This is a genomic window from Wolbachia endosymbiont (group B) of Horisme vitalbata (assembly GCF_964028625.1).
Lineage (GTDB): Bacteria > Pseudomonadota > Alphaproteobacteria > Rickettsiales > Anaplasmataceae > Wolbachia.
On the sequence record NZ_OZ034797.1, the window covers coordinates 945,831 to 971,151 of the forward strand.

The following is a 25,321-nucleotide window of genomic DNA, read 5'->3' on the forward strand; positions in this document are numbered from 1 at the left end:
CTAAATGTTGTCATGAAAGTAGCTGACACTGGGATCCAGAAATATGGGATATGTGTAGAAGTTATTTTAAAATACAACGTTTTGGCAAGATTATGGATTCCAGTGTCAAGCACTGGAATGACAGGAGCAGAAACTGGAATGACAAGAAATCTAATATTTTCACATTTCCTGAACAATGCTTATTGGTGTCATTCAAATACATTCGGTGCATTTAAACCTTTTGTATGATTTTCTTCTAACCTTGCAACAATGCTCTCTCTACCGATAAAAATTAATAATTTAGCGAGTTCTGGACCTGTTTCTGTTCCTGTTAAAGCGAGGCGCAACTGCATAAATAGATCTTTTGCCTTTATATCAACTGTCTGTCGAATATTTTTAACCCACTCTGATAATGTGTTTTCATTACAATCACCTTTAGGCAATGAACTTAGCGCTATTTTTATAAACTCTTTATTAAGAACCACAGGCTCTATACCAAATTTGCATGTTTTCCACCATTTGGCCACCTCAGAAAACTTTTCTATATTACTCCTTATAAAATACCAAAACTCTGAGCCAATTTGACTTAAACGATCTTGCACCATTTCAAATGGCATTTGTTGCAGCACTTTGCTATTTAGCTTATACATTTCACTCAAGCTGAATTGTGCAGATGCTGAGCTAAATTTTTTAATATCAAATGAGTTAATTAAAGACTGCATATCAACATGAGCTTCTATCGGATCAGATGTGCCAAGTTTTGCTAAATAGCTAGTTAGCGCCATTGGCTCAATCTCATCTTCTCTTATGGACTTAATATCCAACCCACCTTTCCGTTTCGATATCTTGCTATCATCAAAATGTAGTAGGGGAAGGTGAGCAAATATAGGAATTTTCGCTTTTAATGCTTTAATAATTTGGATCTGAACTGCGGTATTAGTTACATGATCTTCCCCGCGTACAACATGGGTTACATTAAAGTCAACATCATCAACAACAGAAGGTAACATGTATGTATAAATTCCATCTTCTCTTTTTACCACAGGATCGCTAATGTGAATTGTTGCAATATTTATTTCACCTTTAACTTCATCATTCCATTTTACAATTTCGTTTCTATTCAATTTAAATCTGAAATGTGGTTTTCGTCCTTCTTGCTCATAACGAATTTTCTCTTGCTCAGTTAGAAGCAACGCACCTCTATCGTAAACAGGGGGAAGACCTTGTTTTAATTGAAATTTTCGTTTAGTGTCTAATTCTTCTCTTGTTTCATAACATGCATAAATATGACCTTCTTTCATTAACTGTAAGAACACCTCGTTATAGCTCTCAAAACGCTCTGATTGCTTAAAACTTGAATTCCAATTTATGCCAATCCATTTTAGGTCTTCTATGATATTATCTACATATTTGATATCTGAACGCTCAAGATCAGTATCATCAAAACGTAGTAAAAATTTTCCATTTTGATTACGTGTGTACATCCAACAAATGAGTGCAGTGCGTATGTTTCCTACATGTAGGTAGCCAGTTGGGCTTGGAGCGAATCTTGTTAGCATTTAAATGATTACTTTAGTTTATTTTAATTTTATATAAATGTACTGCTAAAGCAAGATTCTTCTTTGTCTTGGTGTTAGTTGCTACAAAGTACAGCGAACATGAAACCTTTTTGTTAGAGTTCCATGATCTGCCTAAAATACTCTGAAAGCACGGCTTTAGTTATTTACTCTAAATATATTATACGTATACTTGTTATTAAATTAAATTTGAAATGATAAGAAATGAGTGAATTTAAATCAATCCGCAATATTGCAATAATTGCACACGTTGACCACGGAAAAACTACTTTACTTGATAACATGTTAAAACAAAGTGGCACGTTTCGTGAGAATCAAGAAGTTCAAGAACGAGTGATGGATAGTGGTGATCAAGAACGTGAACGTGGGATTACAATACTTGCAAAATGTACGTCAATAATGTGGGGTGATGAGAAAATCAATATCATTGATACACCAGGACATGCGGATTTTGGTGGAGAAGTGGAAAGGGTGCTCTGCATGGCAGATGGTGTATTACTACTGGTTGATGCTGCAGAAGGTCCAATGCCACAGACTAAGTTTGTGTTGTCAAAAGCACTAAAGGCAAATTTAAAACCGATTGTGATAATCAATAAGGTTGATCGACCAGACAGCAGAATTGATGAAGTACTAAATGAAATATATGAGTTATTTTTTAACCTTGATGCAACCAACGAGCAACTAGATTTTCCAGTACTCTATGCTTCAGGTAGAAATGGTTGGTGTGCTAAGGAGCTATCTGATGAGAGAAAAGATTTAAGCCCATTATTTTCAACGGTGATAGATTACATAAAACCTTCCGTTTATGATCAAAATGCACCTTTTGCTATGCTAGTTACTTTACTTGAATCTGATAAATTTCTTGGCAGAATATTGACAGGAAAGATTTACCAAGGAATCGCGCAAGTTAACTCAGATCTTAAGGTAATTGATCTTGATGGTCAAGTGGTTGAGCGAGGGAGATTAACTAAGTTACTCTCATTTTCTGGCTTAAAACGCGTTCCAGTAGAGCAAGCTGTAGCTGGTGATATCATTGCCATTGCAGGACTTGAGAAAGCTTCAGTTTCAGACACTATAGCAGCACCAGAAGTTACAACTGCGATCAGCTCAACTCCAGTTGACCCGCCAACAATGGCGATTACTATAAGCGTTAATGACTCACCTTTTGCTGGGCAAGAGGGAACAAAACTTACCTCAACTGTTATAAAAGATCGTTTATATGCAGAAGCAGAAACAAACGTTGCAATTACTGTAACTTTGGCTCCAAGTGGTGAAGCATTTGAAGTAGGTGGACGTGGTGAGTTGCAGCTTGGGGTACTGATTGAAAATATGAGAAGGGAAGGTTTTGAACTTTCAGTTTCACGGCCTCGAGTGCTGTTTAAAGAAGAAGATGGCAAAAAACTTGAACCTATAGAGGAAGTAGTAATTGATGTAGATGATGAGTATAGTGGAATCATCATGGAAAAACTTAGCTTTCGAAAAGGTGAAGTAACTGATATGAGACCTTCTGGTAGTGGCAGAACTAGGTTGACATTTTTAGTGCCATCAAGGGGATTAATTGGCTATCAAGGAGAATTTTTAACTGATTCTCGCGGCACTGGTATAATCAACCGTTTATTTCACAGTTATGCTCCACATAAAGGTTCAATTTCCGGAAGGCGTAATGGGGTTTTAATTTCAACAGACAAAGGCGAAGCAGTAGCGTATGCAATTTTCAATCTGCAAGATAGGGGAATTATGTTTGTTAAGCCACAAGATAAGGTATATTGTGGTATGATTGTCGGTCAGCATAGTCGTGACAATGATTTAGAAATAAATGTACTTAAAGGTAAGCAATTAACAAACGTAAGAGCTTCAGGTAGCGATGAAGCTATAAAGCTTACTCCACCAAAAATAATGACACTGGAGGATATGATAGCATATATAGACGATGATGAATTGGTAGAAGTAACTCCAAAATCTATACGTTTGCGTAAGAAGTTCCTCGATCCAAATGAACGTAAACGTGCAGGAAGGGCGAAGAATAAAGAGTAATCAACGTTCCTGATAAAAAGCTGGATGAGCTACTCGGATAACACCATCATAAAGGGAACCAGTGTCAGTTACTTGAGCAGGTACTGGGATGACAAGAGAAGGCTACAAAGGTGTCATGCAAGTAGCTCATCCAGCTTTTTTATAATCATCGAAAACATTGTATTTTAACATTACTTTTATACTTATAAGTTTCTAGGCACTGGATTTGTTGTAGACTTACTCTATCACTTTACCCTCTTATTTTACCACTCTCCTGCCTATATATTTTTATATGAGGATTTTTGCAAAAGTTTCGCATTTTTTGTAACATGATTTTCAGTATGTGTAACCTAAATGCAAATTGATCACGAAACTAGTGTAATTATTGAGGCCATAGAGAAATTTGGTGGTGAGGCAAGGCTTGTTGGTGGATGTGTTAGAGATTCAATTTTACAGCGTGACATTCACGACATCGATCTTGCTACTAATCTGCTGCCTAATCAAGCAGTTAAAGCGTTAAAACTCCGTAATATAAAAACTATTCCAACTGGCTTAAAACATGGAACTATTACTGCGATTTTAAATAAAAGATCCTTTGAGATTACAACGCTAAGGCATGATGTAAAGTGTGACGGTAGACATGCGAAGGTAGAATTTACTAATGATTGGCAAGCTGATGCTTCAAGGCGCGACTTTACGTTTAATGCTCTTTATGCAGACAAATATGGCCATATATACGACTACTTTGGTGGCATTCAGGACTTAAAAGCACGAAAGTTAAACTTTATAGGTAACGCTGAAGATAGGATTAAGGAAGACTATCTACGTATTTTAAGAGCGTTTCGTTTTCACGCTAAAATATGCATAGGAGATTTAAGTGATGAAATATTGGATGTGTGCAAAAAGCATTCGCACATGATTCAAAACCTCTCTGGAGAGAGAATAAGAGAAGAAATATTTAAACTCTTGGAATGCAATGATCCTGCTCCAACACTTAAGAGCATGCAAAAATCTGATGTTTTACAAAAAATTATTCCAAAAGAAGTAAAATGCGAAATTTTATCTTCACCACTTCTTATCAACACTAAACCTCCTACAAAACCCTCAGCGTATGTCCATACGCCTTTCCTAGATCCCACAATCGATGCACTAACAAAATTAGCGCTGCTTCTTAGGACTGCTGAAGATAGGCTTAATCTTGGAGAATATGTAAGCAAACTTCTACGTCTTTCAAATAAGCAAAAGAAAAAAATATTATTTTTATTATCAAACAATATCAAAACAGAGCTTTCAGAAAAAGAGCAAAAGAAATACATATCTTTATTTGGTAAGGAATTATATTGTGACTTAATGAAGATTTGTGGTATTGAGTCTGGAATAAATGTTGATGAGTATATTTCATTTGCTAAGATGTTTAACATTCCAAAATTTCCTTTATCTGGTGATGATTTAATAACTATAGGTCATCAACCAGGGAAAAGTTTAGGTAGAAACTTGGAATTGCTACGACAACATTGGGAAGACAGCTCCTACACTTTAACAAAGGAGGAGCTGATACTTTATGCTAAGAGCCTACTCTAGTTACTCTCTGAATGTTTGATGAAGTAGTGTGACGCATGGAAGAGTTAGGTGTTAATTCGTATTCTTTTTTAGCTTTTTTTGTTAATTGATACTCGTTTACTCCTCCTTGAGTCTGATTACACATTCCCTGATCTGGAGATAAAAATTTATCTCGTATGCTTGATGCTAGTTGTAATCCTTGAATCTTATCTGAAAAACATTTCATTTCAGCTTCCGTTAACTTCTGCACAACAAATTTTTTGACTGAATCATTATTGCTATTATTTTTGTGAGCTAAAAATTCCATTAAGGAACTTATTATTGCTTGACTATCTTCTTCATTTAAATATAACCCTTTTGCACACTCTTGAACAAAAATTACCTGTTCGATAGAATGCTTTTTACCAACTTTTTCAACAACTGTGTTAACCTTAATTTCTATAATCGCTCTTCCAAATTTCATCAAATTACTTTTCAATAACTCAAGTAATTTATCACTTTCAAATTTACCATCACCTTGATTTGATAAAGATTTTATAGTTTCATCAAGCACGTTATGGCAAAAGTGTTTTCCTTCAAGTTCAGGAAAACCTTTTTTCAACTCTCTATTTTTATGAGATAAAAATTCCTTGAGCTTCTTATTACTGAAAAGATCATAAGAACCATTTGAAAAGCTTGACTTCATAGAATGAAAAAGTGTTTTTTTTGTAGTAGATGCTATACTAATTGCATCTACCTCTTTAGTTTTTTTATCCATATCTTCTAACTTTGTATCAACATTATTTGACTTTTCTTTTAACTCTTGTGGTCCATCTTCAGCTATTGAACTTTCAATCTGTTGATTTTTTAATGTTTCACTAAGTGTTTCTACATTATTTCCAACAGAAGATATTGCGATACTTGTTGCTTTTTCTCGTTCTTGACTCAGATGTTCAACTTGTTTTTGTAACTTTTTATTCTCTCTTTGTGAAGGCTCTAATTTTTTCTCTAAATCGGTCTTTTGTTTTTCTATTTCAGCACTATTTTTTTCTAATATCTGTAATTTTTCTTTCAATTCTTTAACTTCACCTTCTAAATCTTGTTTCTTTTTTTCAATGGTATTTAGATTAGTCTTTTCTTTCTCTAATTGTTGTTTAAGACTCTGTAATTCAGCACCTTTTTTCTTAGCTTGTTCTTTCAATTCATTAATTTCACTTTCTAAATCTTGTTTCTTTTTTTCAATGGTATTTAGATTAGTCTTTTCTTGCTCTAATTGTTGCTGAGCACTTTCCAATTTTTTTCTAAATTCAGCATCTTTTTTCTTAGCTTGCTCTAATTCTGCTTTTTTTTGTTCATTTAATTGCTTTATTTTAGTATCAAATTCGTTTTTTAACTTACTAACTTCATTCTCAAGTTCTGTTTTTTGCACTCGTAGGTTTTCATTCTCTTTCTTCACAGTTTCATTTATATCTTTATTTTCATGAAATGACTTTATTAAATCCTCTTGCTCTTTTATTCTTTTCTCTAGATCAGATATAACTTGCTTTTGTTCGTTATTTTTAGTCTCCATTTCCTTTTTCTCTTGTTCTAATGTTTTATTTAATTCCGTTAAACTACCTATTTCCCCATCTTTTTCTTCTACCCTTACTGAGAGCATTTCTATTTTATTTGCAAATTCTTTGCTGCACTCAATTAATTCTTTCTGCAAATGTAATATCTCCTCAGACTTTTTCTTGAACTGTGCTAAAAATTCTTCTCCTCGTTTTTGTGCAATTTTTGCCAATTCTCTATAGTCCTTTTTCAGGTCTTTAATTATGGAGTTTAATTGTTCTTTTTCCTCTTTTAAAACATTACTCTCTAATTCTAAATCTTCAATCTGCTGTGCTTGTTCTGCAAAAAATTTAGCAAATATTTCTTTTTCCTCTCCTAATGATTTTACTTGTTCTTTAAGTTTAGTAATTTCTTTCTCTTTTTTAGTTAATTCCTGATTTAAATTTGACTGATTTTCCTCCTTCTTACTACCTTCTTTCAACTTTTCTTTTAATCTCTCATTTTCATCCTTCAATTCCTTTTCTCTGTTAGAATTTAAAAGATCATCAGTCTGAACTCCACTATCCACAATAACCTTATTGTGGTGTAGAATATTCTCTGCCCATTTATTCCATCTCTCTGGCAATATTCGTCCAATTGTTTTTAGATATAGCCAAGCAAGCACAGTGGATAAGCTGTATTTTTTTTCCTTTTGTTTAGGTTCGTAATTAACCTTATTGTTAGCATTTAGCATAAAATTACCTAATTTTTAAAGTATTGAAGTTATATATATTAATATAATTATTAAATAAATAATAATATAAATGTTAAATTGTATGAAAATTTTTATAGATTTTAAGTAGAAATACACATGTTCGTAAGCACAGAATTTGCTTTTTCTATTGCTCTTGCTAACATTTCTTGTTCATTGTAATGATTCTTCACATTGATTACCTGAGCTGACAAATTTGCAGGGAAAGTGACTAAACTAACTTCCCATAGCTCCACTTGTTTTAACACTCGAGCTCCGCTTTCATGATCAACATCATACTCTATTGGTATATAGCCAATCGAAAGCCCGTTAATAGTTCCAGTTTTGAGCATTAAATATGCTTCCTCTGCTTTTTGAATACCAAAAAGCAAATGTGCAGTTATATATAGGCCAACATCATTTTCGCAAATATCCGTAATATTACCTATAGGCTCGCTCGGATTGTGCTGCCAAAGAAGTTTTATCTGACTTTTATTTAAGTTATTCTTAAATGCTCCTGGTAATATCAGATCATTTTGCTTATCAACTATATTAAAAACGCTCGCATAGCCAGAAAATACTCCGTTTTCTTCTATGCTTTTTATTGACAATGGTGAATAGAGAAATTTCTTATTCATAAGTCCTCCTTGTAAATTATGGTATTGGGTTTGCCAGCGCTCTGAGCCAGCTTAAAATGTTGTATAGATTGTTTTCCTATATCTCAGGATGAGTATAAGGCACTGCAATATAATTCTATTGTATGCAGTGCTTTGAAAATGGGGAAGTACTTTTTTAGTTATAAAATTTGTCATTTTATATATATAAGGGTAGGGTTTGTTGCACATTGGGTTGTTCAACAGCAGCGTTTTCTAGATTTGTAGAAACAGCTTCGTTTGTAGGAGTAATTATTTTTCCTAGAAGGAAGCCAAATCCCAAAGAAACAGCTGCTATAAAACCATTCATTAATGACTCTGTCCATGTTTCTCCCTCGTATTCTTGATAGATTTTAGAATATATCATTATTGGCTTCATTCGGGTTTAAATTTCTTTCCAACTCTTCTGATGTTTTCTCCTCAGCATCTTGGGATTTTGTTGATGAACTTTTCTAATTCTTGTGTGTCCATCAACACCTCACTATTAAAGCTTAAGTACAAATCATACAGCACTATAATTGTTTAGTCAAGGTAAATACTAGTATATTAAGTAAATATTTACTATATTAATATGATTGCTTAAATTCACAACTAATTGTTTGGGGGAATAAAAAGATTGTGTTTTGTAGGTGATTTGCGTAGCGGAAGGTGTTACCCCAGTTTTACAACACTGGGATAACGGTAAAAGTAGCTATATGCTCTGTCCTTGAATATTTTGTTGTTCAGTGGTAGCATTTTCGGGAGTGTTAAATAAACCATACGCGTCAAGTTAAGAGATTGTGAGCAAATTTAGAGAAGTTAAGGTGGATACTCTAGTTTTTCTGTACTTGTCTTTTAATGAAAACTGCGACCAAGTTATGGTAAGCTTTTTGAGAAAAATATTTAAGCCTTTAATTTTATTATTTAGTGCTAAAAATAACTCTCTAACCCGTCTTTTTAGCTCAATAAATGCCTTTGTTAAGCTAAGCTCCGTATTTTTTTTCAGTTCTGTGCAACCCACTATTCCATGAAATATAAGAATTGCACACAATTTGGCATATAGCTCACATAATACTCTGTATGGCTTTCCTCTCAGCTTATCAAGCCTTATATTACTCTTATATAATTTGAACAATAATTCAATTTGCCATCTTATTCGGTAAACTACTAGTATTTGCTCAGCATTAATCTTACTTTTTGGAACATTAGTTATAAATATCGACCAATTTAGTAACTTTTGGTTCCTTTGAGAAGATGTGTATCCATGTGATCTTGCTAACCTATTAGCCTTTCTTCTTCTAGCCATAGCTTGTTCTTCAGTTAGTTTTTTAAATATAATTCTTACTTTAACCCTTGTCTCTTTTCCTAACAATACCTCCTGTTCTAGAAAAGATCGATCTCCCAAATGTTCTAGTAAATCTATTTTTTGACCTGTCTCTATATCATATATGTTAGTATCGGATTTATAACGACTTATGAAATAAGCTCCTATTTCATTGATTTGTTTAAAAGAACTTGGCACAAAATAACCCAAATCAGATATTAGTAAATCGTTGTTCGATATATTGCTTAAATGGCTTCTATAACCCTGATCTGACCTTATTCCCTCAGTTATATTAAGCTGGTCTAATGTCTGGTTTAGGTAGTCAAAAACTAATTGTAACTTTATTCCAGACTTAGTATTGCTTTCATAACCACTGTAGCTGGTACCATAACCTTTATACATTTCTTCCATACTGTTAGGTAAGCTAATGTAGCTGCTGTCTAATAATTTAACACCTCCAAAGTGCTTCAAGATTCTGCAATCAACTTGTAAGGTATTTTTAAGTAACGTTAAAGATTCATTATACATTCTTTTCATAAATTCCACTGCTTCCTTGGTAAATCTAAAGTCCAGACCTTGTTTTGTTATATTTATCGAGTCTTCATTCAATAATTGACACACTGTCTCTATACTACAATTATCAACCCCTATATTACCCAAAACGATGGCTTTTATGAACGACGAGCCTTTTAGCTTCCTCTTTCTTTTTATGAACCCTGTTGTAGCTGAGATTTTATCTGCTTTTTCATTAAAAAATTCTTTGAGCTTTTTTGAGATGCAAACTATTCTTTTCATTGTATAAGTTCTCCGTTTTCTTTGTTAGATTTAAGAGAACTTATATCTTTTTTTTCTCTTCCTTACACTAAGTTTATTACCACAGTTCCTTAACTTGACGCGTATGGTTTATTTAACACTCCCTGCAACGGAGTTATCGTAATAACACCCCTTATGTACGTTGCATGAGCAAATTGGTCAAATATACGAAAGAGTTATAATACAGATTTTACTCAAAAAATATTGAAACAATCTCACACATCTTAAACTAAGCTCTCAATTTCTCAAAGAAATCTTTTAACAAAAGAGAACATTTTGTTTCTAATATTCCACCATAAACTTCAGGTATGTGGTTACAGAATTGAAATATTCTAGTGCCGTTTTCAACTCCTCCACCTTTGGGATTGTAAGCCCCGAAGTACAGACGTTTAATTTTTGCAAAAGAGATAGCTTGAGCGCACATCGGGCACGGCTCTAACGTTACGTACATTTCAGCTTCATAAAGCGTGGAAGTTGAAAATGCTTGTCTAATTGTTAACATTTCTGCATGTGCAATTGGATCATTAGATATATTGTGTGCAGAGGAGATGATATTGTTTCCATTAACTATTACAGCACCTATTGGCACTTCGCCATCTTTCTGAGCAAGTTTTGCTTGCTCTATGGCAAGTTCCATGTATTGGTACTTAAACATTAGGTGCTTGGGTAAATATAATTTTCTTTTCTTGGCTTTTCTATTTTTTCTAGGTTATAGAATTCACTAAGGACTATTGTCCTTTTTACAAGGCTATCTATTTCTCGCTTTAAATATTTTTTTATTTCTTCTACCGATTTTAGTTCGTTTATAGCTACAACTACTTCTTCCATTATATCCTCTATAATTTGATCCTCCTCTAATTTATATATTATTTGTTCTACATGCCTATTCAATTCCTCGAAGGTCGCAGATCCATATGTAATGCTATCTTTACTATTTCTTAGTAACATTTTTTACCTCTCTATTAGAATAGAGTTTATTCAGTTCTATTAAACTCTATTGTCAATAGCTGCCTTAATAAATGATGTAAAGAGAGGATGAGGAGAAAATGGTCTTGATTGAAATTCTGGATGAAATTGCACACCAATAAACCATGAGTGATTTTTTAGCTCCACTGCCTCTATGCATATTTTATCTTCTGATATACCACTGCATATCATTCCATTCTCTTCTAAGTTATTTTTATAATCTAAATTAACTATATATCTGTGTCTGTGTCTTTCTGAAATAGTGACACTACTATACACATTTGCCATTTTTGAATTTGGATTTACATTACACTTGTATGTTCCAAGTCTCATGGTTCCACCAAGATCAACGTTCTTACCATCAGCGAGCTTGATGATTGGGTGTTTGCAAGTATAAAATTCTTCAGAGTGTACATCTTCAAGCTTAATAACGTTACGAGCAAATTCAATCACTGCAAGCTGCATACCAAGACATATTCCTAAAAAAGGAATGTTATTTACACGGGCATAGTTTATTGCTAATATTTTACCTTCTATTCCGTTATCACCAAATCCTCCTGGAACAAGGACTGAATTAGAGCTTTGTAATTTTTCTCTGATAAACTTTGCATCTATAGATTTTCCATTCTCTTCTCTTGAGTTGACCCAATTTATCTTCACTCTAGCTTTATTACTAATTGCACCATGGTTTAATGCTTCAATCAGTGATTTATATGCGTCAGGAAATTCAGTATATTTTCCTACTATGGAAACGATAACTTCTTGTGTTGGATGTCTCATAGAGTGTACTATTTGGTCCCATTCAGGTAAGCTTGGTTTTGGCTTACTTAAGTGAAAGTGATCCAAAATTTGTGTCCCGAGCCCACATTGATTATACAAGGACGGTAACTCGTATATATGGTTTACATCAGGAGCAGGTATTACGTTAGATAAAGAAACATTGCAAAGATTGGCTATCTTTTCTTTTTGATTATCGGAAATTTCTTTTTCACTGCGACATAATATAATATCTGGTTGTAACCCCGCAGAGTTTAACTCTCGAACTGAATGCTGTGTCGGTTTTGTCTTTAATTCTTGTGCTGCAGTGAGATATGGTATTAAAGTTAAGTGAATAAGGATAACTTTTTGCTTTCCTAGTTTATAATTAACTTGGCGTATAGCTTCCAAAAACGGTTGGCTTTCAATATCACCTACGGTTCCGCCTATTTCGCATATTACAAAATCTAAATCTTCTGTACCATTAAAAATGAAAGATTTGATTAAATCTGTCACATGAGGAATGATTTGCACAGTTTTGCCTAGATAATCACCACACCTTTCCTTCTTTAATAATTTATTATATACTTTACCAGTTGTTATATTGTCGTCCTTGGTTGCTTTAATTTTAGTAAAACGCTCGTAATGTCCAAGGTCTAAATCAGTTTCAGCACCATCCTCAGTAACAAATACTTCCCCGTGCTGAGCTGGGCTCATTGTTCCAGGATCAATGTTGAGATATGGGTCAAGCTTTCTGATGCGAACATTGAATCCATGAGCTTGAAGAAGTGCTCCCACACTTGAAGCAACTAAACCCTTACCAAGTGATGAAACAACTCCACCTGTAACAAAGATAAACTTGGTTTCTTTCATTAATTTTCAAATGGAACAGAAGTTGATTGGCCTTCTTGCTTCTTTTCTGATATAATCTTCTCTGCAATTGATTTTTTATGTACATCTTTTGAACATAATCCTGATAGTAACAGTGTATTTATAATGAACAGCCCAGCAACTATAGAAGTTATTCTACTGAGTGGATTTTCAGAAGACTTTACCGGAATTATTGAATTCATTCCCTGTTGTGAATTACTAAAGCCACTTAATGAACTACTTCCAGGTGGCTGCAGGAGCACTAAAATTACCAATACAACAACTAATATTATTTGAAGTACACTAAGTACTGTTACTGACATTATAAATAGAGCTAAAAATAAAGATTTTAGGAGCATAAGGATCATAAGTCAAGAATATCTTTACCCGAGTAACTTGACTACTGGAACCCAAGTATGTATTAAACCTTATTTAAATTATGAGCTATCACATTTTAAAATACAAAGATTATGAACCAAAAATGGATGAAAGTTCTTTTATCGCAGATGGTGTGCGTATTATAGGTAACGTTGAAATAGGAAGGAATGCGAGTATCTGGTTTAATTGTGTGATCAGAGGAGATGTTGGATCAATCGAAATAGGTGATGAAACGAATATTCAAGATGGCACCGTAATTCATGTAGATAGAAATCCAGGCGGTGATACGATTATTGGTAGTATGGTGACGGTTGGACATTTTTGTGTGTTACATGCATGCACGATACATGATAAAGCATTTATTGGTATGGGCTCTGTTATAATGGATCATGCGATTGTGGAGTCTGAAGCTATGGTAGCTGCTGGCTCACTGGTAACGCATGGGAAAGTGATAAAAAGTGGTGAAGTATGGGCTGGCAGGCCAGCACAATTCTTCAAAAAAATGTCAGATGAGGAAATTAAACATATTACACAATCTGCACAAAATTATATCATGCTGATGAAAGAATATAAGGCTATATGCTAGGTTGAGAAATCTTCAGCTCTGATGCACATTCTACGTTAACTACTTCAAAAGCTTCTTCAACTATAGAATGCTTATCAATATAAGCTTCTTCAACTCTAGGAATATGCTGATTAATAAAACTACCTCTGACTAGAATATCCTTTATTGGCCAGTTTGTTTCTGTTGGAGTACCTGATAGCATAGCTGCATATTGTGCTTTTGCTGATTTTAGAGAAAAAGACATAATATTGTTTAAGTTAAGAAAGAAATTTACACGACTCCTGCAGTATTCAAGCGATTTGCCCACTGGATAATATGGTATTTCACCTACAACCTTTCTTATTAACCAATTGCACTCTTTGGTAAGTATGCTTGCTTCTTTTGGAACTTGTAGCGGTATTATAATATCATTGCTAATTCTATTTTCTTCTTGAGAAAAAAGTTCGGTGTAAGCTCCTTTTTTTCTGTGTTTCTCAAAATACTTAGGAAAATAAATATTGAGATATTCAGAATGTAATTCTATTCGATTTTTCTGATCATTTTCTAAGATAAACGTATATTTATCACCATTTTGCTTAAGTTCGCATAACTTAAATTTACTAAGGTCAGAGTCTGGAAATGGCTTTTCAATTTCAAAAGCAAGTGTAAGAGTGTGCGTTGTGTGATCAAATTCATTTTTTTCTTGTAGACCATCTTGTAGACTATAGTACTTATTTTTTTCATACTCTTTTCCTTCTATGTTAGCACTCACTTCCTCTTCATCCAAATTTTCAATAGCATCAAAAAATTCTTCTTCATCCAGATCTCTTTCTTTTTCACCTGGCTCTTGTTCTTTCAGAGAATCATACCATACATCCTCTTCATTAATTTTCGCCTCTATTGTATTTTCTACACTTATTTTTCTTGTATGATCATTTCCATTGCTAGCAGTTGTTTGATAATGTGTATCGTTAGTTTGAAAAAAGCTCTTTACTTTTGATATTAAGCTAATCCATGAAAGTCTGACTTGATTAAGTAGCCATTTAAAACTCTTCATTGTTTTATCCCAACCTAATTACTAAAAATTGTAACAGAATAAATTAAATATGTCAATAAGATATACAAATTGTACTAACTGGGAATTAGTGGCAGCACTTAACATCTGTGTAAATTTTGACATAGGCGTTTTCTGCATTTTAACCAAATCAGTAAGGAGAACACCATTGATATTCTCCTTTTAGAAGCAACTTGAATAAAACTGATAAAGTTTGAATTAAAGTGTGATTAGGAAAGTGAGTGATGAGAACTCTTTATTTGGACTTCTTTTGATTCATCTATTTTAGTATTAGGTCTTAGTGCTGCATATGTAGCACCACCAGCTACGAGTGCAGATGATGTAGCTATGCCAATTATTGCTAACATACTTAGTCTAGTTGTATGTTCAAGTATAGTACTTGCTACCAGCCCAACAGCAAGACCAACACCAATAACAGCAGTGTACAACATTCTAGGATTATTTGAATTAGGCATATAGCTCACTAACTCTCTGCAACACTTTTCTGATTCTTTCTTTATGTCCTCGAGCTTATTTAGATCTTCTTCTTCTATTTTAGCATTTAATTCTAGTTTCTTACATAATTCTTGCATTTCTTTTACTTGTTTTTCTAATTTTTTTAAAAAATTTATTATTTTTGTTCCTTGTAATTTTATTATTGTTTCCTTAAGTAGTAACGTTGATATTGGCATTGCTATTTCTTCTATCTCTTTTTCTGTTTTCCTTTCCAATTCCACTACTTTTTCTATTCCTTCGTCTGATATTTCAGTGTCTTTTTTTAGTTCTATTTCAAACTTTCTTTTTTTTAACTCTGATTTTGCTTCTTGTAATGATTCTAATGCATTCCATAGCTTTTCACCAGAATTCCGACTCCGTTTTGGTGACATTTGTTGACTACTTTTGGACTTTTTTGGTGACATAAGCTGAAATTTAATTTCTTTGAGCTTTCTTGCGCTTTCACCTGCATTTACTTTAGCCATAATAAACCTCGCATATTAAATAATGCTATTACATAATATCTTTAAAGCTCAAGGTCAAATAGTATCTTTACATAATATAAATCATAAACAGAAAATTTTAGTGTAAATTGCCATATTTACTTTGTGCTACGGTTTGAGATAGAATAACAACTTGCTTCAAATATGGAAAGGCAGTACAACTCTATAATCAAGTTACTGAACTCTCATTTACTCCTCTTTTTTTGTAAAACAATCTACAATTCATTAGAAGATCTTCAGATAGACGTTGATCATTGGTTGTGTTTTTACAATGAGACAAGACCTCATTCTAGTAAATATTGTTATGGCGATGTAGACTTTCCTGAATAGAAAACATATTGCTTTTAGAAAAATATTAGTAGCATTACATAAGAGACTGATATTAGTTTTCAATTTTTCTGTTAGTTAATTCTTGCTTGCTAGGTTAAGTTGTGTCTGGTAACCATAATGGCAAATCTTGTTAATTTGAGGCGTGGATTTTAGCCTCTCTCATCCTTACATTAGTTACATATTCTTTCGCAGAGGGCTAATGATAGCAATGAATTTATTAGTAAAATTCAGTAATTTATAACTGACAATTAGAGCTGTTAATTAGCAACTCACTTTAAATAAGTTACTCAACTGTGACAGATTTAGCTAAATTTCTCGGACAATCTACATCTAACCCTTTTTTTTCTGCAATAGAATAAGCAAGAAATTGCATAGCAACACTGTAGATAATTGGAGAAACAAAATTGTCAACTTCTGGAAGTTGCACCACATCTATGCAAATTCCCTTTAAGAGCGGTGCTCCTTGCTTATCACTAAAGGCAATTACTTTACCTTTTCTTGCAATAATCTCTTGTATATTGGATAGCGTTTTAAAGAATAAATTATCGTAAGGAATAATTGCGATAACAAGTACAGTAGAGTCTATCAAGGCGATAGAACCGTGCTTCATTTCTCCCGCTGCAATACCAATTGTGTTGATATATGAAAGCTCTTTTATCTTCAATGCACCTTCCATTGCAACTCCATATGAGCTTCCTCTCCCAATTATAATTATATTATTGTGCTCTAATATACTGCCTGATATATGTTGTATTTCCATCACATTCAAAACATGCTCTACATGTTCGGGAATGGAATTAATAGCACCGCTTAGTTCCTTTATCCTCTCTCTACCCAGTATACCTTTTATTTTTCCAAGCTCTACAGCAAAGCATGCTAAAATTGCAAGCTGCGTAGAAAAGGTTTTTGTCGAAGCAACACCAATCTCAGGTCCAGCAAGAGTATGCAATACAATATCTGAGGCTTTTTCTATGCTGCTATTAAATGTATTAATTATGCTAATGATCATTTGTTTCTGCAATCTCGCATAACGTAGTGCTTCCATAGTATCTGCAGTTTCACCAGATTGAGAAATGAATAAGCCAATACTACCTTCTTCGAGCTTGACGCTGCTATACCTAAATTCTGACGAGATTTCTAGATATACCCGAATTTGAGCAATACTTTCCAGCCAACACTTTGCTATTAGTCCAGCAAAATAGGATGAACCGCATCCAACTATAGTAATGTAACCTAGTTCAGAAAATAATTCTTTGTTGATTTCTTTATATTGTTTATAAAATTGATTTATTGTTTTGTTTAATGCATACGGTTGCTCAAAAATTTCTTTTAGCATAAAGCTAGGGTAACCATTTTTACTAATTAGAAAATTTCTTGGACTGCTATTTTCTGTTCTGCGTTTAACTTGTATACCATTATTATATATACTGAATTCGTTAGATTTTATTACTGCAATATCATTATCTTCTAAATGCAATATTTTTTCTACAAATGAATTCAAAGTATTAGTATCAGAAGCAGCAAACACTTTATTACAGTTATATCCTATTGCTAAAGGCAAATTTCTTTTTGCAACAAATAAAGTATCTGGATATTCTGCAAATAATAAAGCCAAAGCAAGTGAACCTTGTAAATTGTTTAGACACTGTAATATAGAATCAACTGGTGATAACCCTTCATCAAGATATGAAGTTAATATGTTTGGTATCACTTCTGTATCAGTATCGGTGTGGAAAGATACTCCCTTTTCCTCCAGATCCTTTTTTAATATATTGTAATTTTCAATTATTCCATTATGAGCAACAACAACATTATTTATATAAATGGGATGAGCATTTTTAAGATTTGGAGCTCCATGTGTAGCCCAACGAGTATGTGCTATACCAACTTTGCTACTAGATATCTTGCTCTCATGAACAACTTCACACAATCTTTCAACTTTACCTTCTGATTTTTTTACTTCTATCTTACCTCTATTATTTATAATTGCTATACCTGAAGAGTCATACCCTCTGTATTCCAATTTTTGCAACGCGGTTAGTAAAATTGGTATTACTGAATCACCGCTACTTACTATACCTAATATTCCACACACTTCTTAAATTATGAAGCATTTTTGTCTTTTTTACTTTCCTCTAGTTTATTTTTCTTGCCATTCTTTTCAACTTTGCTTTTTTCAATAGATTTAGCTACTGGCTTTTGAATTTCTTTATTTAAGATTTCAGATATAGCAGACTTTAGGATTTTTATTTCAATTTTTGGTGCTATTTCTAGTATTAGTTGTGCATTTACTTCGTCAACTTTGTTTACTTCACCTATTATTCCACTAGAAGTAATAACCGTATCACCACGTTTTATTTGATCTATCATCCTTCTATGTTCTTTTAGTTTTTTGTGATTGGGGCGAATAATGAGAAAATAAAATACTACAAATATTAAAATGAGTGGAATAAAGCTAGCAACAGATGCTGATACATTGTTAGTCGCATCTGCCGCAAAAACCTCAGAAATGAACATATTTAATCCCAATTATTAATGATAAAATTAAATAGATTAAGCAGCAATTACAATATCATGTCAAGTCTCTGAAAGAAATTAATTCAAATTAATAAGAAAGTTAAAGAATTTTAAGATGTTTCTGCTGTAATGGCGGGAGTGATGAGACTTGAACTCACGACCTCATGCGTGACAGGCATGCGCTCTAACCAACTGAGCTACACCCCCCATTGCTTTTTAACGTTTGCAACCTTAAAGCTAATCAACGTGTTGCCACTTGTCAATATTTTTTGTTTGCGCTTTTTTGTCTTTTTTATTACTATGTAAATAACTTAATTTCACACATGGCTTATGCAAGTAGTCCCGTTAGGGTTATGCCATGGAGGATAAACTATTTGGAGGAGTAAATATGACAAATTTGCCTAAAGTCACTATACGTGATTTAGCTGAATCTGGTGTGCATTTTGGCCATAAAGTTAGTCGCTGGAATGCGAAAATGGCCCCATATATATATGGTATACATCAAGAGAATCGTATACACATAATAGACTTACGAAAAACATTACCATTGTTAGAGGCGGCGATGAAAGCTTTATACGATGTTGCATCTCAAGATGGTCGCATTTTATTTGTTGGTACAAAATTTCAAGCTTTAGATATTGTTGCAAGTGAAGCAGTTCGTTGTGGTCAGTATTATGTAAATGATCGATGGCTTGGTGGTATGCTTACTAATTGGAACACTGTTTCTTCTTCGATAAAAACTTTGATACAATATGAGAAAATATCCAATGATGAAGATAGCATCTTAACAAAAAAAGAATTAGGAAACATTGAAAAGAAAAGAAAAAAGCTTGATAAAGAATTGGGTGGAATTAGAGAAATGGGAGCAGTTCCTGATATTTTATTTATTATTGATACTAACAAAGAGCATATAGCGGTTAAAGAGGCCAAAAAACTGGGTATTCCTGTAGTTGGAGTACTTGATACCAATTCTGACCCAGATGGTATTGCCTATCCTATACCAGGAAATGATGATTCAAGAAAATCAATAGAGCTCTATTGTAAATTAGTTGCTGATTCTATATTAGCTGGAATAGAGTCTAGTTTGACAAGGTCTAGAGTTAAGGATGATGAGCTTATTCAAGAAAAAGAAGAGGATATTGTGCAAACTAAAAAGAAGCGTATTAAGGTTGAAACAGAAAGGGAGGTAATAGTAAGTAAATGAAGATGGATTCAAGTAGTATAAGGGAATTACGCGATAGAACAGGGCTTGGCTTAAGCGATTGTAAGAAAGCGTTAGAAGAGTGTGATGGTGATATTAAGAAAGCCGTTGATAGGTTACGTACAATAGGATTTGCTAAAGCTGACAAAAAGTCTGATAGAGTAGCTTCGGATGGGCTTATTGCTATGTGCTTGGCTAAAAATTATGGTGTATTGGTTAAAGTCAATTGTGAAACTGATTTTGTTGCTAGAAATGAGAAGTTCATAGCATTAGTTTCAAATTTAGCATCAATTGCTTGTCAAGAACGTTGTACTAGTCTTGATGAGTTAAAAAATGCCAAATATGAAGATGTTGGTACAGTGCAGGAAGCTATTATGAGTGGTACATCGGTTCTTGGTGAGAAGTTAGAGTTAAGCAATCTTTGCTACCTAGAGACTAAAGATGGGATTATTTCTGGATACGTACATGGTGATATGCCTGGCTTAGGTAAGATTGGTGCTTTAGTAGCATTGCAGTCATCTGGTGATAAAAAAGAGATTGGAAAGCAAATAGCTATGCATGTAGTTGCTATGAAACCTGAAGCTTTATCTATAAATGATTTAGATCAAGAAAAATTAAAAAATGAGCGTTCTATAATCGAGGAGCAAGTAAAGAGCTTAAATAAACCTGAAGAGGTAGCGAAAAAAATAGTAGATGGACGAATGGCTAAATACTATGAAGAAGTTGTTCTGCTAGAGCAGAAGTTTATAAAAGATGATAAAATGAAGATTGCTGATTTTATAGAATCAAGTGCTGTTAAATTAGCTAATTATAAGTTACTTACTTTGGATGGTGCAAATAAGTAACAAAACTTCAGAAGTAAAGTACCCCAGAGTGTTATTCAAAATCTCTGGGGAGGCTTTGATGGGATCAAAGCTATTTGGCCATGATATGGAAGTTATAGATAAACTATCCAAAGACATAGTTGAAGTTTGTAATCTCGGAGTTCAAGTTTGTATTGTTGTTGGTGGTGGGAATATTTTTCGTGGTGCATCAGCATCTTTAAGTGGCTGTGAAAGAGCAAGCAGTGATTATATTGGAATGCTTGGTACTGTCATTAATGCTTTAATTTTGCAAAATTTTTTAGAAAAAAGCTCTATAGTCTCTAGGGTGTTGTCTGCTATACCCATGACTACTATATGTGAGCCTTATATAAGAAGGAAGGCTATTCATCATTTAGAGAAAGGTAGAGTGGTCATTTTTGCAGCAGGCACAGGTAACCCATTTTTTACTACAGATACAGCTGCAGCTTTACGTGCTGTTGAAATGAATTGTGATGTTATTTTAAAAGGTACTCAAGTAAGTGGTGTATATTCTGCCGATCCAAAAAAAAATGAGAATGCTGTGATGTATGATAGGCTTTCTTATACAGATCTGCTAACTCGTGATTTAAAAGTTATGGATGCATCAGCAATTTCACTTGCTCGTGAGAATTCTATCCCAATTGTAGTTTTTTCTTTAAAAAGAGAAAAAATGGTTGATATTATTAAGGGTCAAGGCACTTATACTATAGTTTCAGATTGTAAACATTAGGTAATTTATGTTAAACGAAATAAAAGCTAAAACAAAAGAAAGAATGCTAAAAACTATTCAGTCTTTTCACGATGATATGAAAGGTGTACGTACTGGTAGAGCTAACGCATCATTACTTGATGGTATAGTTGTAAATATCTATGGTGGACATCAAAAACTGAACCAAGTTGCAGGCGTTTCAGCTATAGATAACAAAACTCTATCAGTTAAAGTTTGGGATGCTACTGTTATCGGTGAAGTAAAAAATGCGATAATCAATGCTAACCTGAATTTAAATCCTGTTGTTGAAGGAAATACTATACGTATAGTTCTTCCAGACTTAACACAAGAAACTCGTGAAAAATTAGTGAAATTATTGCATCAATTTTCTGAAAATGCACGAGTTGCAATTAGAAATATACGCAGAGATGTTATGGAAGAAATAGAGGAAATGAAGAAAAATAAGGAAATCTCAGAAGATGATTTTCATGTTGCCAAAAAGGAAATACAAAACATTACTGATGATAATGTAAAAAAAGTCGATGATGACTTATCTATTAAAGAAAAGGATATATTGCATCATTAAGTTAATATGAAAGAATTTTTCAGTATTGAAAAACATAAGAGGATTCGATATAGATACAGTTGTATGAATGCTGTGATTCAGATCTCATCATTACGCACACATTTGATCGTTATACCTTTTGAAATCTAGAAAAAAAGCTTTTCAGTTTGATTTTTTATTACGATAATTAAGTTTACACTCTTGAGCGAAAACGATGCTGAAACGCCTTTTCCTTATTTTTGCATTTGTATTACTCATCCCACTGTCAAATGTTGATGCCAGAAGATATATCAGAATTGTTGGATCTTCAACTGTTTTTCCTTTTATCTCATTTATATCTGAAGAATTCAGCCGTATATTTTCCTTTAAAACTCCAGTTGTAGAATCGATAGGAAGTGGATCAGGGTTCAAAATGTTTTGTTCAGGAATAGGGGAAGGCACACCAGATATCACTACTTCATCTCGCCCTATGAAGGAAGTAGAGAGAGAATTATGTAAAAGAAATAAAGTGAATGAAGTAATAGAGATCATAATTGGCTATGATGGAATTGTTATTGCAAATTCAAATCAAAGCCATAGATTTGATTTTACAAAAAATGACCTGTTTGAAACTTTATCTTCATATTCTGAAGACAATGATAGATTAGTAAAGAATAACAAGAAATTTTGGTCTGATGTAAATCAAGCTCTACCAAAAACAGAAATTAAAATCTATGGCCCACATCAAAATACAGGTACACATGAAACTTTGATTAATTTTATTATGCTTGATCAATATTCATGTATGAACTCAAGGATTTTCAAAGAGAATTATCAAGACCAAGAAAAAAGAAAGAAAGCATGTAGTAATATCAGAGATGATGGAAGATATATAGAAGTTGGAATTAATGAAAACATAATAATACAAAAATTGAAGAGCAATAAAAATGCTTTAGGAATATTTAGCTTCAGCTTTTTAGCGAAAAACCAAGATGAGATTCAAGGAAGCACAATCGCAGGAATTGAGCCAACTTATAAAAATATATCATCGGGGGAGTATATGTTAGCAAGGCCTTTATATCTTTATATAAAGAAAGAACACTTAGATACTGTTGATGGATTAAGGGAATTCATTAGAGAAGTTATAGACTCTATTAGTACTGAAGGTGGATATTTATCTAGGCTTGGCTTAATTCCACTTTCAAGCGAAAATATGAAAAAAGTCTTGGAAAAGGTTCGTGATATAATATGATGACTTTGATATTTTTTTATTTAACACTCCCTTCCTTTCTGGATTACAGCGTCACGCGCTGGAATGACACCTATTTGTTTTAGTAGTTCCTTTCCTGTCATTCAAGTAGCCTTTTCTTGTCATTCCAGTGCCCAGACACTGGTGCTCACAAGCAAACTAATCATAGGAGGTATTATAATAAAAACAACGTTTTTAATGAAACTACATAAAGCAAGTGTCACGAACCGGAATGACACCTATTATTGTTTTTACTTTATATCTTTATTTGTCTATCTTATTTTGCCATTCTGTTGAACGAATACAGGAAAATAAACTGTAATATCTAACTTTGATGCAAAAAATATAACACGTAAAAGTTACTGAATCACTTTAGCCATATATAGAATTATTTTGTTAAATATTCTCTACTCCCAGGTTTCATTATAGGTAATTGTTTTAATTCACTTGGCAGTTCTTCCTCGCTATAGTTTTTGATATTTAGTTCAATCAAAGATATTACAGGAAAGGGCAGTTTTGTTTCACTATTTCTCTTGATCAAAGAAGCTCCAGCAACAACTTTACCTCCCTTCTCTTCTGCACATTTTACTGCTTCAAGTGAAGATTTACCTGTGGTAATCACATCTTCAATTAGTAAGATTTTCTCACCTTGTTTAATCTCAAATCCACGGCGTAATTCAAATTTACCATTAACACGTTCGCAAAATATTGTTCGGATTCCAAGCTGTCTACCAATCTCATAACCCACGATTATTCCACCAATCGCAGGAGATAGTATTAAATCTATGGGTTCAATAAGCTCTTTTCTTATTTTATTCGCCAATAGCTCACAAACGTTCATTGCTCTGCTTGGATTTTCAAAAATTTTAGCGCATTGTATGTAAGTGTTGCTGTGCAGCCCTGACGAGAGTACAAAATGTCCGTGCAAAATCGCACCAGCCTCTTCAAATTCTTTTATTATTGTATTATCTAATATCATTCTTGAGTTTGAAATTCTTTATTAATTATCTGCGTTATACAGATATCAGACCACACATTTATTGCAGTTTCAAACATATCAATGATTGTATAAATAGGCAAAATCAATCCCATAATGTACAAAGGAACATTCATTGATACCAAATAACTAGTTGCCATAAAATAGCACCCCATCGGCACTCCAGCGTTACCAATTGCAGCTCCTGTAGCTAAAAAAATCCATATGAACATCTCACTTAAGGAAAATGTGTGCCCATTCATCTCTGCAACAAACATCACTGTGATTAAAATAAATGCAGCACACGCATTCATATTGACTGTTGTGCATATTGGTAGAATAAAAGATGACAATTTCTTTGGTACCTTTAGCTGATTTTGCACACATTCTATAGTTGTAGGCAGCGTTGCACTAGATGATTTAGAAAAAAACGCAAGTGTAAGTGCTGGCATAACACCTTTCATCGTTTGAATTGGTGATATACCTTTATACCACATGAGTAGTGGCAAAATCACAAATGCTTGCACGAAATTTGCAGACATTATGCAAGCAAAATACCAAAAAAGACTATGGAATTCGCTGCCACCTTTTAACTCGTATAAAAAACATGTGATAAAAGACCATACAGCAAGAGGAATAAACTTTAATAACCCTTGAGCAATTCTAAGAAGTGTATCAAATAGTGCAGAAAATATTTGGTGTAATATATCTTGTTTTTCTTTTGAGAGCGAAATAATAGCTCCACCCATCAAAAAAGCAATCAATATGCTGCCAATAACATTATTTTCAAGAAAAACTTGCACAAAATTCGAAGGAATGAGTGATTTTAAGTATGAAAAGTAATTGTGGTTGCTGTCACTCACACTTTCTATTGTGTTACTTATGAAATTTTTTCTTACTGGATCTATGAATAAATAGAAAGATAGCGCAACAAATGCAGCTATAATGGTTGTAAGCAGCGTATAAAACAGCGTCTTCTTAAGTAATACTTTAATTTCAATTGAGTCTTTAAGCCCTGAAATTGTGGACACTATAGATAGAAAAACTAAAGGTAAGCTAATCAATTTCAACAGACTGATGAATATATCGCTAAATAGCTTTGCTATTTCAAATATTACTTCATTGTTTAAATAGTAAGCAATTACCGCAAACAGTATAGAAAAGAGTATTGCAAGTTTGCGCATTGAAAATAAAACCTCAAAATAACATTATATAACAATTTTTGGAAT

Annotated in this window: 23 protein-coding genes, 1 tRNA gene and 1 pseudogene; 9 read left to right on the forward strand and 16 right to left on the reverse strand. The window is 33.3% G+C overall.

What is annotated here, in order from left to right; genetic code table 11:
* Window positions 1-188: 188 nt before the first annotated feature.
* A complete protein-coding gene (gene gltX / locus ABWU56_RS04610; RefSeq protein ID WP_264375854.1) occupies window positions 189-1,538 on the reverse strand; it encodes a glutamate--tRNA ligase in 1,350 nt (449 codons plus the stop codon).
* Between the two features lie 222 nt (window positions 1,539-1,760).
* Between gltX and typA the strand changes: the two genes are divergently transcribed.
* Together typA and ABWU56_RS04620 are read left to right on the forward strand one after the other, a co-directional pair.
* The gene (gene typA, locus ABWU56_RS04615; protein WP_007302691.1) at window positions 1,761-3,590 is read left to right on the forward strand and encodes a translational GTPase TypA; all 1,830 of its coding nucleotides are present in this window, start codon (window positions 1,761-1,763) and stop codon (window positions 3,588-3,590) included.
* A gap of 333 nt (window positions 3,591-3,923) precedes the next feature.
* Complete coding sequence (locus ABWU56_RS04620; RefSeq protein ID WP_264686469.1) at window positions 3,924-5,150, forward strand: CCA tRNA nucleotidyltransferase; 1,227 nt, start codon at window positions 3,924-3,926, stop codon at window positions 5,148-5,150.
* On the opposite strand, the gene ABWU56_RS04625 is transcribed toward ABWU56_RS04620, so the two are convergent.
* From ABWU56_RS04625 to secG, 8 genes are all read right to left on the reverse strand, one after another.
* A complete protein-coding gene (locus tag ABWU56_RS04625) occupies window positions 5,134-7,392 on the reverse strand; it encodes a hypothetical protein (RefSeq protein ID WP_353281150.1) in 2,259 nt (752 codons plus the stop codon). The two genes, ABWU56_RS04620 and ABWU56_RS04625, sit on opposite strands and share 17 nt — an antisense overlap.
* Window positions 7,393-7,493: 101 nt before the next feature.
* A complete protein-coding gene (locus tag ABWU56_RS04630) occupies window positions 7,494-8,027 on the reverse strand; it encodes an HK97 family phage prohead protease (protein ID WP_264374754.1) in 534 nt (177 codons plus the stop codon).
* Between the two features lie 175 nt (window positions 8,028-8,202).
* Window positions 8,203-8,421: a hypothetical protein gene (locus tag ABWU56_RS04635; protein WP_264375851.1), complete on the reverse strand. Its 219-nt coding sequence runs from the start codon at window positions 8,419-8,421 to the stop codon at window positions 8,203-8,205.
* 390 nt (window positions 8,422-8,811) lie between these two features.
* Window positions 8,812-10,140, reverse strand: a complete 1,329-nt coding sequence (locus ABWU56_RS04640) for an IS4-like element ISWosp7 family transposase (protein ID WP_353281094.1) — start codon at window positions 10,138-10,140, stop codon at window positions 8,812-8,814.
* A 247-nt stretch (window positions 10,141-10,387) separates the two neighbouring features.
* The gene (locus tag ABWU56_RS04645) at window positions 10,388-10,795 is read right to left on the reverse strand and encodes a nucleoside deaminase (RefSeq protein WP_353281153.1); all 408 of its coding nucleotides are present in this window, start codon (window positions 10,793-10,795) and stop codon (window positions 10,388-10,390) included.
* A gap of 17 nt (window positions 10,796-10,812) precedes the next feature.
* Window positions 10,813-11,106 (reverse strand): hypothetical protein, encoded by a 294-nt coding sequence (locus ABWU56_RS04650; protein ID WP_007302591.1) that lies wholly within the window; start codon window positions 11,104-11,106, stop codon window positions 10,813-10,815.
* A gap of 39 nt (window positions 11,107-11,145) precedes the next feature.
* Window positions 11,146-12,753, reverse strand: a complete 1,608-nt coding sequence (locus ABWU56_RS04655; RefSeq protein WP_353281155.1) for a CTP synthase — start codon at window positions 12,751-12,753, stop codon at window positions 11,146-11,148.
* Complete coding sequence (gene secG / locus ABWU56_RS04660) at window positions 12,753-13,073, reverse strand: preprotein translocase subunit SecG (protein ID WP_007302593.1); 321 nt, start codon at window positions 13,071-13,073, stop codon at window positions 12,753-12,755. The genes ABWU56_RS04655 and secG overlap by 1 nt, the downstream gene beginning before the upstream one ends.
* 116 nt (window positions 13,074-13,189) lie before the next feature.
* On the opposite strand from secG, the gene ABWU56_RS04665 reads away from it, so the two are divergent.
* Entirely contained in the window at window positions 13,190-13,714 is a 525-nt protein-coding gene (locus ABWU56_RS04665) for a gamma carbonic anhydrase family protein (protein WP_353281156.1), read from the forward strand.
* On the opposite strand, the gene ABWU56_RS04670 is transcribed toward ABWU56_RS04665, so the two are convergent.
* Both ABWU56_RS04670 and ABWU56_RS04675 read right to left on the reverse strand, forming a co-directional pair.
* Window positions 13,704-14,729, reverse strand: a complete 1,026-nt coding sequence (locus ABWU56_RS04670; protein WP_353281158.1) for a hypothetical protein — start codon at window positions 14,727-14,729, stop codon at window positions 13,704-13,706. The two genes, ABWU56_RS04665 and ABWU56_RS04670, sit on opposite strands and share 11 nt — an antisense overlap.
* A gap of 227 nt (window positions 14,730-14,956) precedes the next feature.
* The gene (locus ABWU56_RS04675) at window positions 14,957-15,706 is read right to left on the reverse strand and encodes a hypothetical protein (RefSeq protein WP_010407202.1); all 750 of its coding nucleotides are present in this window, start codon (window positions 15,704-15,706) and stop codon (window positions 14,957-14,959) included.
* 213 nt (window positions 15,707-15,919) lie between these two features.
* Here ABWU56_RS04675 and ABWU56_RS07490 point away from each other — a divergent pair.
* A pseudogene (locus tag ABWU56_RS07490) lies at window positions 15,920-16,096 on the forward strand (IS481 family transposase); the annotation flags it as partial.
* 241 nt (window positions 16,097-16,337) lie between these two features.
* On the opposite strand, the gene glmS reads toward ABWU56_RS07490, so the two are convergent.
* From glmS to ABWU56_RS04690, 3 genes are all read right to left on the reverse strand, one after another.
* Entirely contained in the window at window positions 16,338-18,149 is a 1,812-nt protein-coding gene (glmS, locus tag ABWU56_RS04680) for a glutamine--fructose-6-phosphate transaminase (isomerizing) (RefSeq protein WP_353281160.1), read from the reverse strand.
* Between the two features lie 8 nt (window positions 18,150-18,157).
* Window positions 18,158-18,571 (reverse strand): preprotein translocase subunit YajC, encoded by a 414-nt coding sequence (yajC, locus tag ABWU56_RS04685; protein ID WP_006012489.1) that lies wholly within the window; start codon window positions 18,569-18,571, stop codon window positions 18,158-18,160.
* A gap of 130 nt (window positions 18,572-18,701) precedes the next feature.
* Window positions 18,702-18,778 (reverse strand) — tRNA-Asp (locus ABWU56_RS04690).
* 181 nt (window positions 18,779-18,959) lie between these two features.
* On the opposite strand from ABWU56_RS04690, the gene rpsB reads away from it, so the two are divergent.
* The 5 genes from rpsB (at window position 18,960) to ABWU56_RS04715 (ending at window position 23,119) form a co-directional block, all read left to right on the forward strand.
* Window positions 18,960-19,775, forward strand: a complete 816-nt coding sequence (gene rpsB / locus ABWU56_RS04695) for a 30S ribosomal protein S2 (protein WP_064085438.1) — start codon at window positions 18,960-18,962, stop codon at window positions 19,773-19,775.
* On the forward strand, window positions 19,772-20,617 hold the full coding sequence (gene tsf, locus ABWU56_RS04700; RefSeq protein WP_264375865.1) for a translation elongation factor Ts: 846 nt from the start codon (window positions 19,772-19,774) through the stop codon (window positions 20,615-20,617). Before rpsB ends, tsf begins: the two co-directional genes overlap by 4 nt.
* Entirely contained in the window at window positions 20,601-21,344 is a 744-nt protein-coding gene (gene pyrH / locus ABWU56_RS04705; protein WP_010407219.1) for a UMP kinase, read from the forward strand. Before tsf ends, pyrH begins: the two co-directional genes overlap by 17 nt.
* 7 nt (window positions 21,345-21,351) lie before the next feature.
* The gene (frr, locus tag ABWU56_RS04710) at window positions 21,352-21,909 is read left to right on the forward strand and encodes a ribosome recycling factor (RefSeq protein ID WP_017532537.1); all 558 of its coding nucleotides are present in this window, start codon (window positions 21,352-21,354) and stop codon (window positions 21,907-21,909) included.
* 193 nt (window positions 21,910-22,102) lie between these two features.
* Window positions 22,103-23,119 carry a substrate-binding domain-containing protein gene (locus ABWU56_RS04715; RefSeq protein WP_010407224.1) on the forward strand — a complete coding sequence of 339 codons (1,017 nt, stop codon included), beginning with the start codon at window positions 22,103-22,105 and terminating at the stop codon, window positions 23,117-23,119.
* Between the two features lie 385 nt (window positions 23,120-23,504).
* Here ABWU56_RS04715 and pyrE read toward each other — a convergent pair whose 3' ends face one another.
* Together pyrE and ABWU56_RS04725 are read right to left on the reverse strand one after the other, a co-directional pair.
* Complete coding sequence (pyrE, locus tag ABWU56_RS04720) at window positions 23,505-24,095, reverse strand: orotate phosphoribosyltransferase (RefSeq protein WP_010402118.1); 591 nt, start codon at window positions 24,093-24,095, stop codon at window positions 23,505-23,507.
* Window positions 24,092-25,276 carry a dicarboxylate/amino acid:cation symporter gene (locus ABWU56_RS04725; protein ID WP_010402120.1) on the reverse strand — a complete coding sequence of 395 codons (1,185 nt, stop codon included), beginning with the start codon at window positions 25,274-25,276 and terminating at the stop codon, window positions 24,092-24,094. The genes pyrE and ABWU56_RS04725 overlap by 4 nt, the downstream gene beginning before the upstream one ends.
* Between the last annotated feature and the right edge of the window lie 45 nt (window positions 25,277-25,321).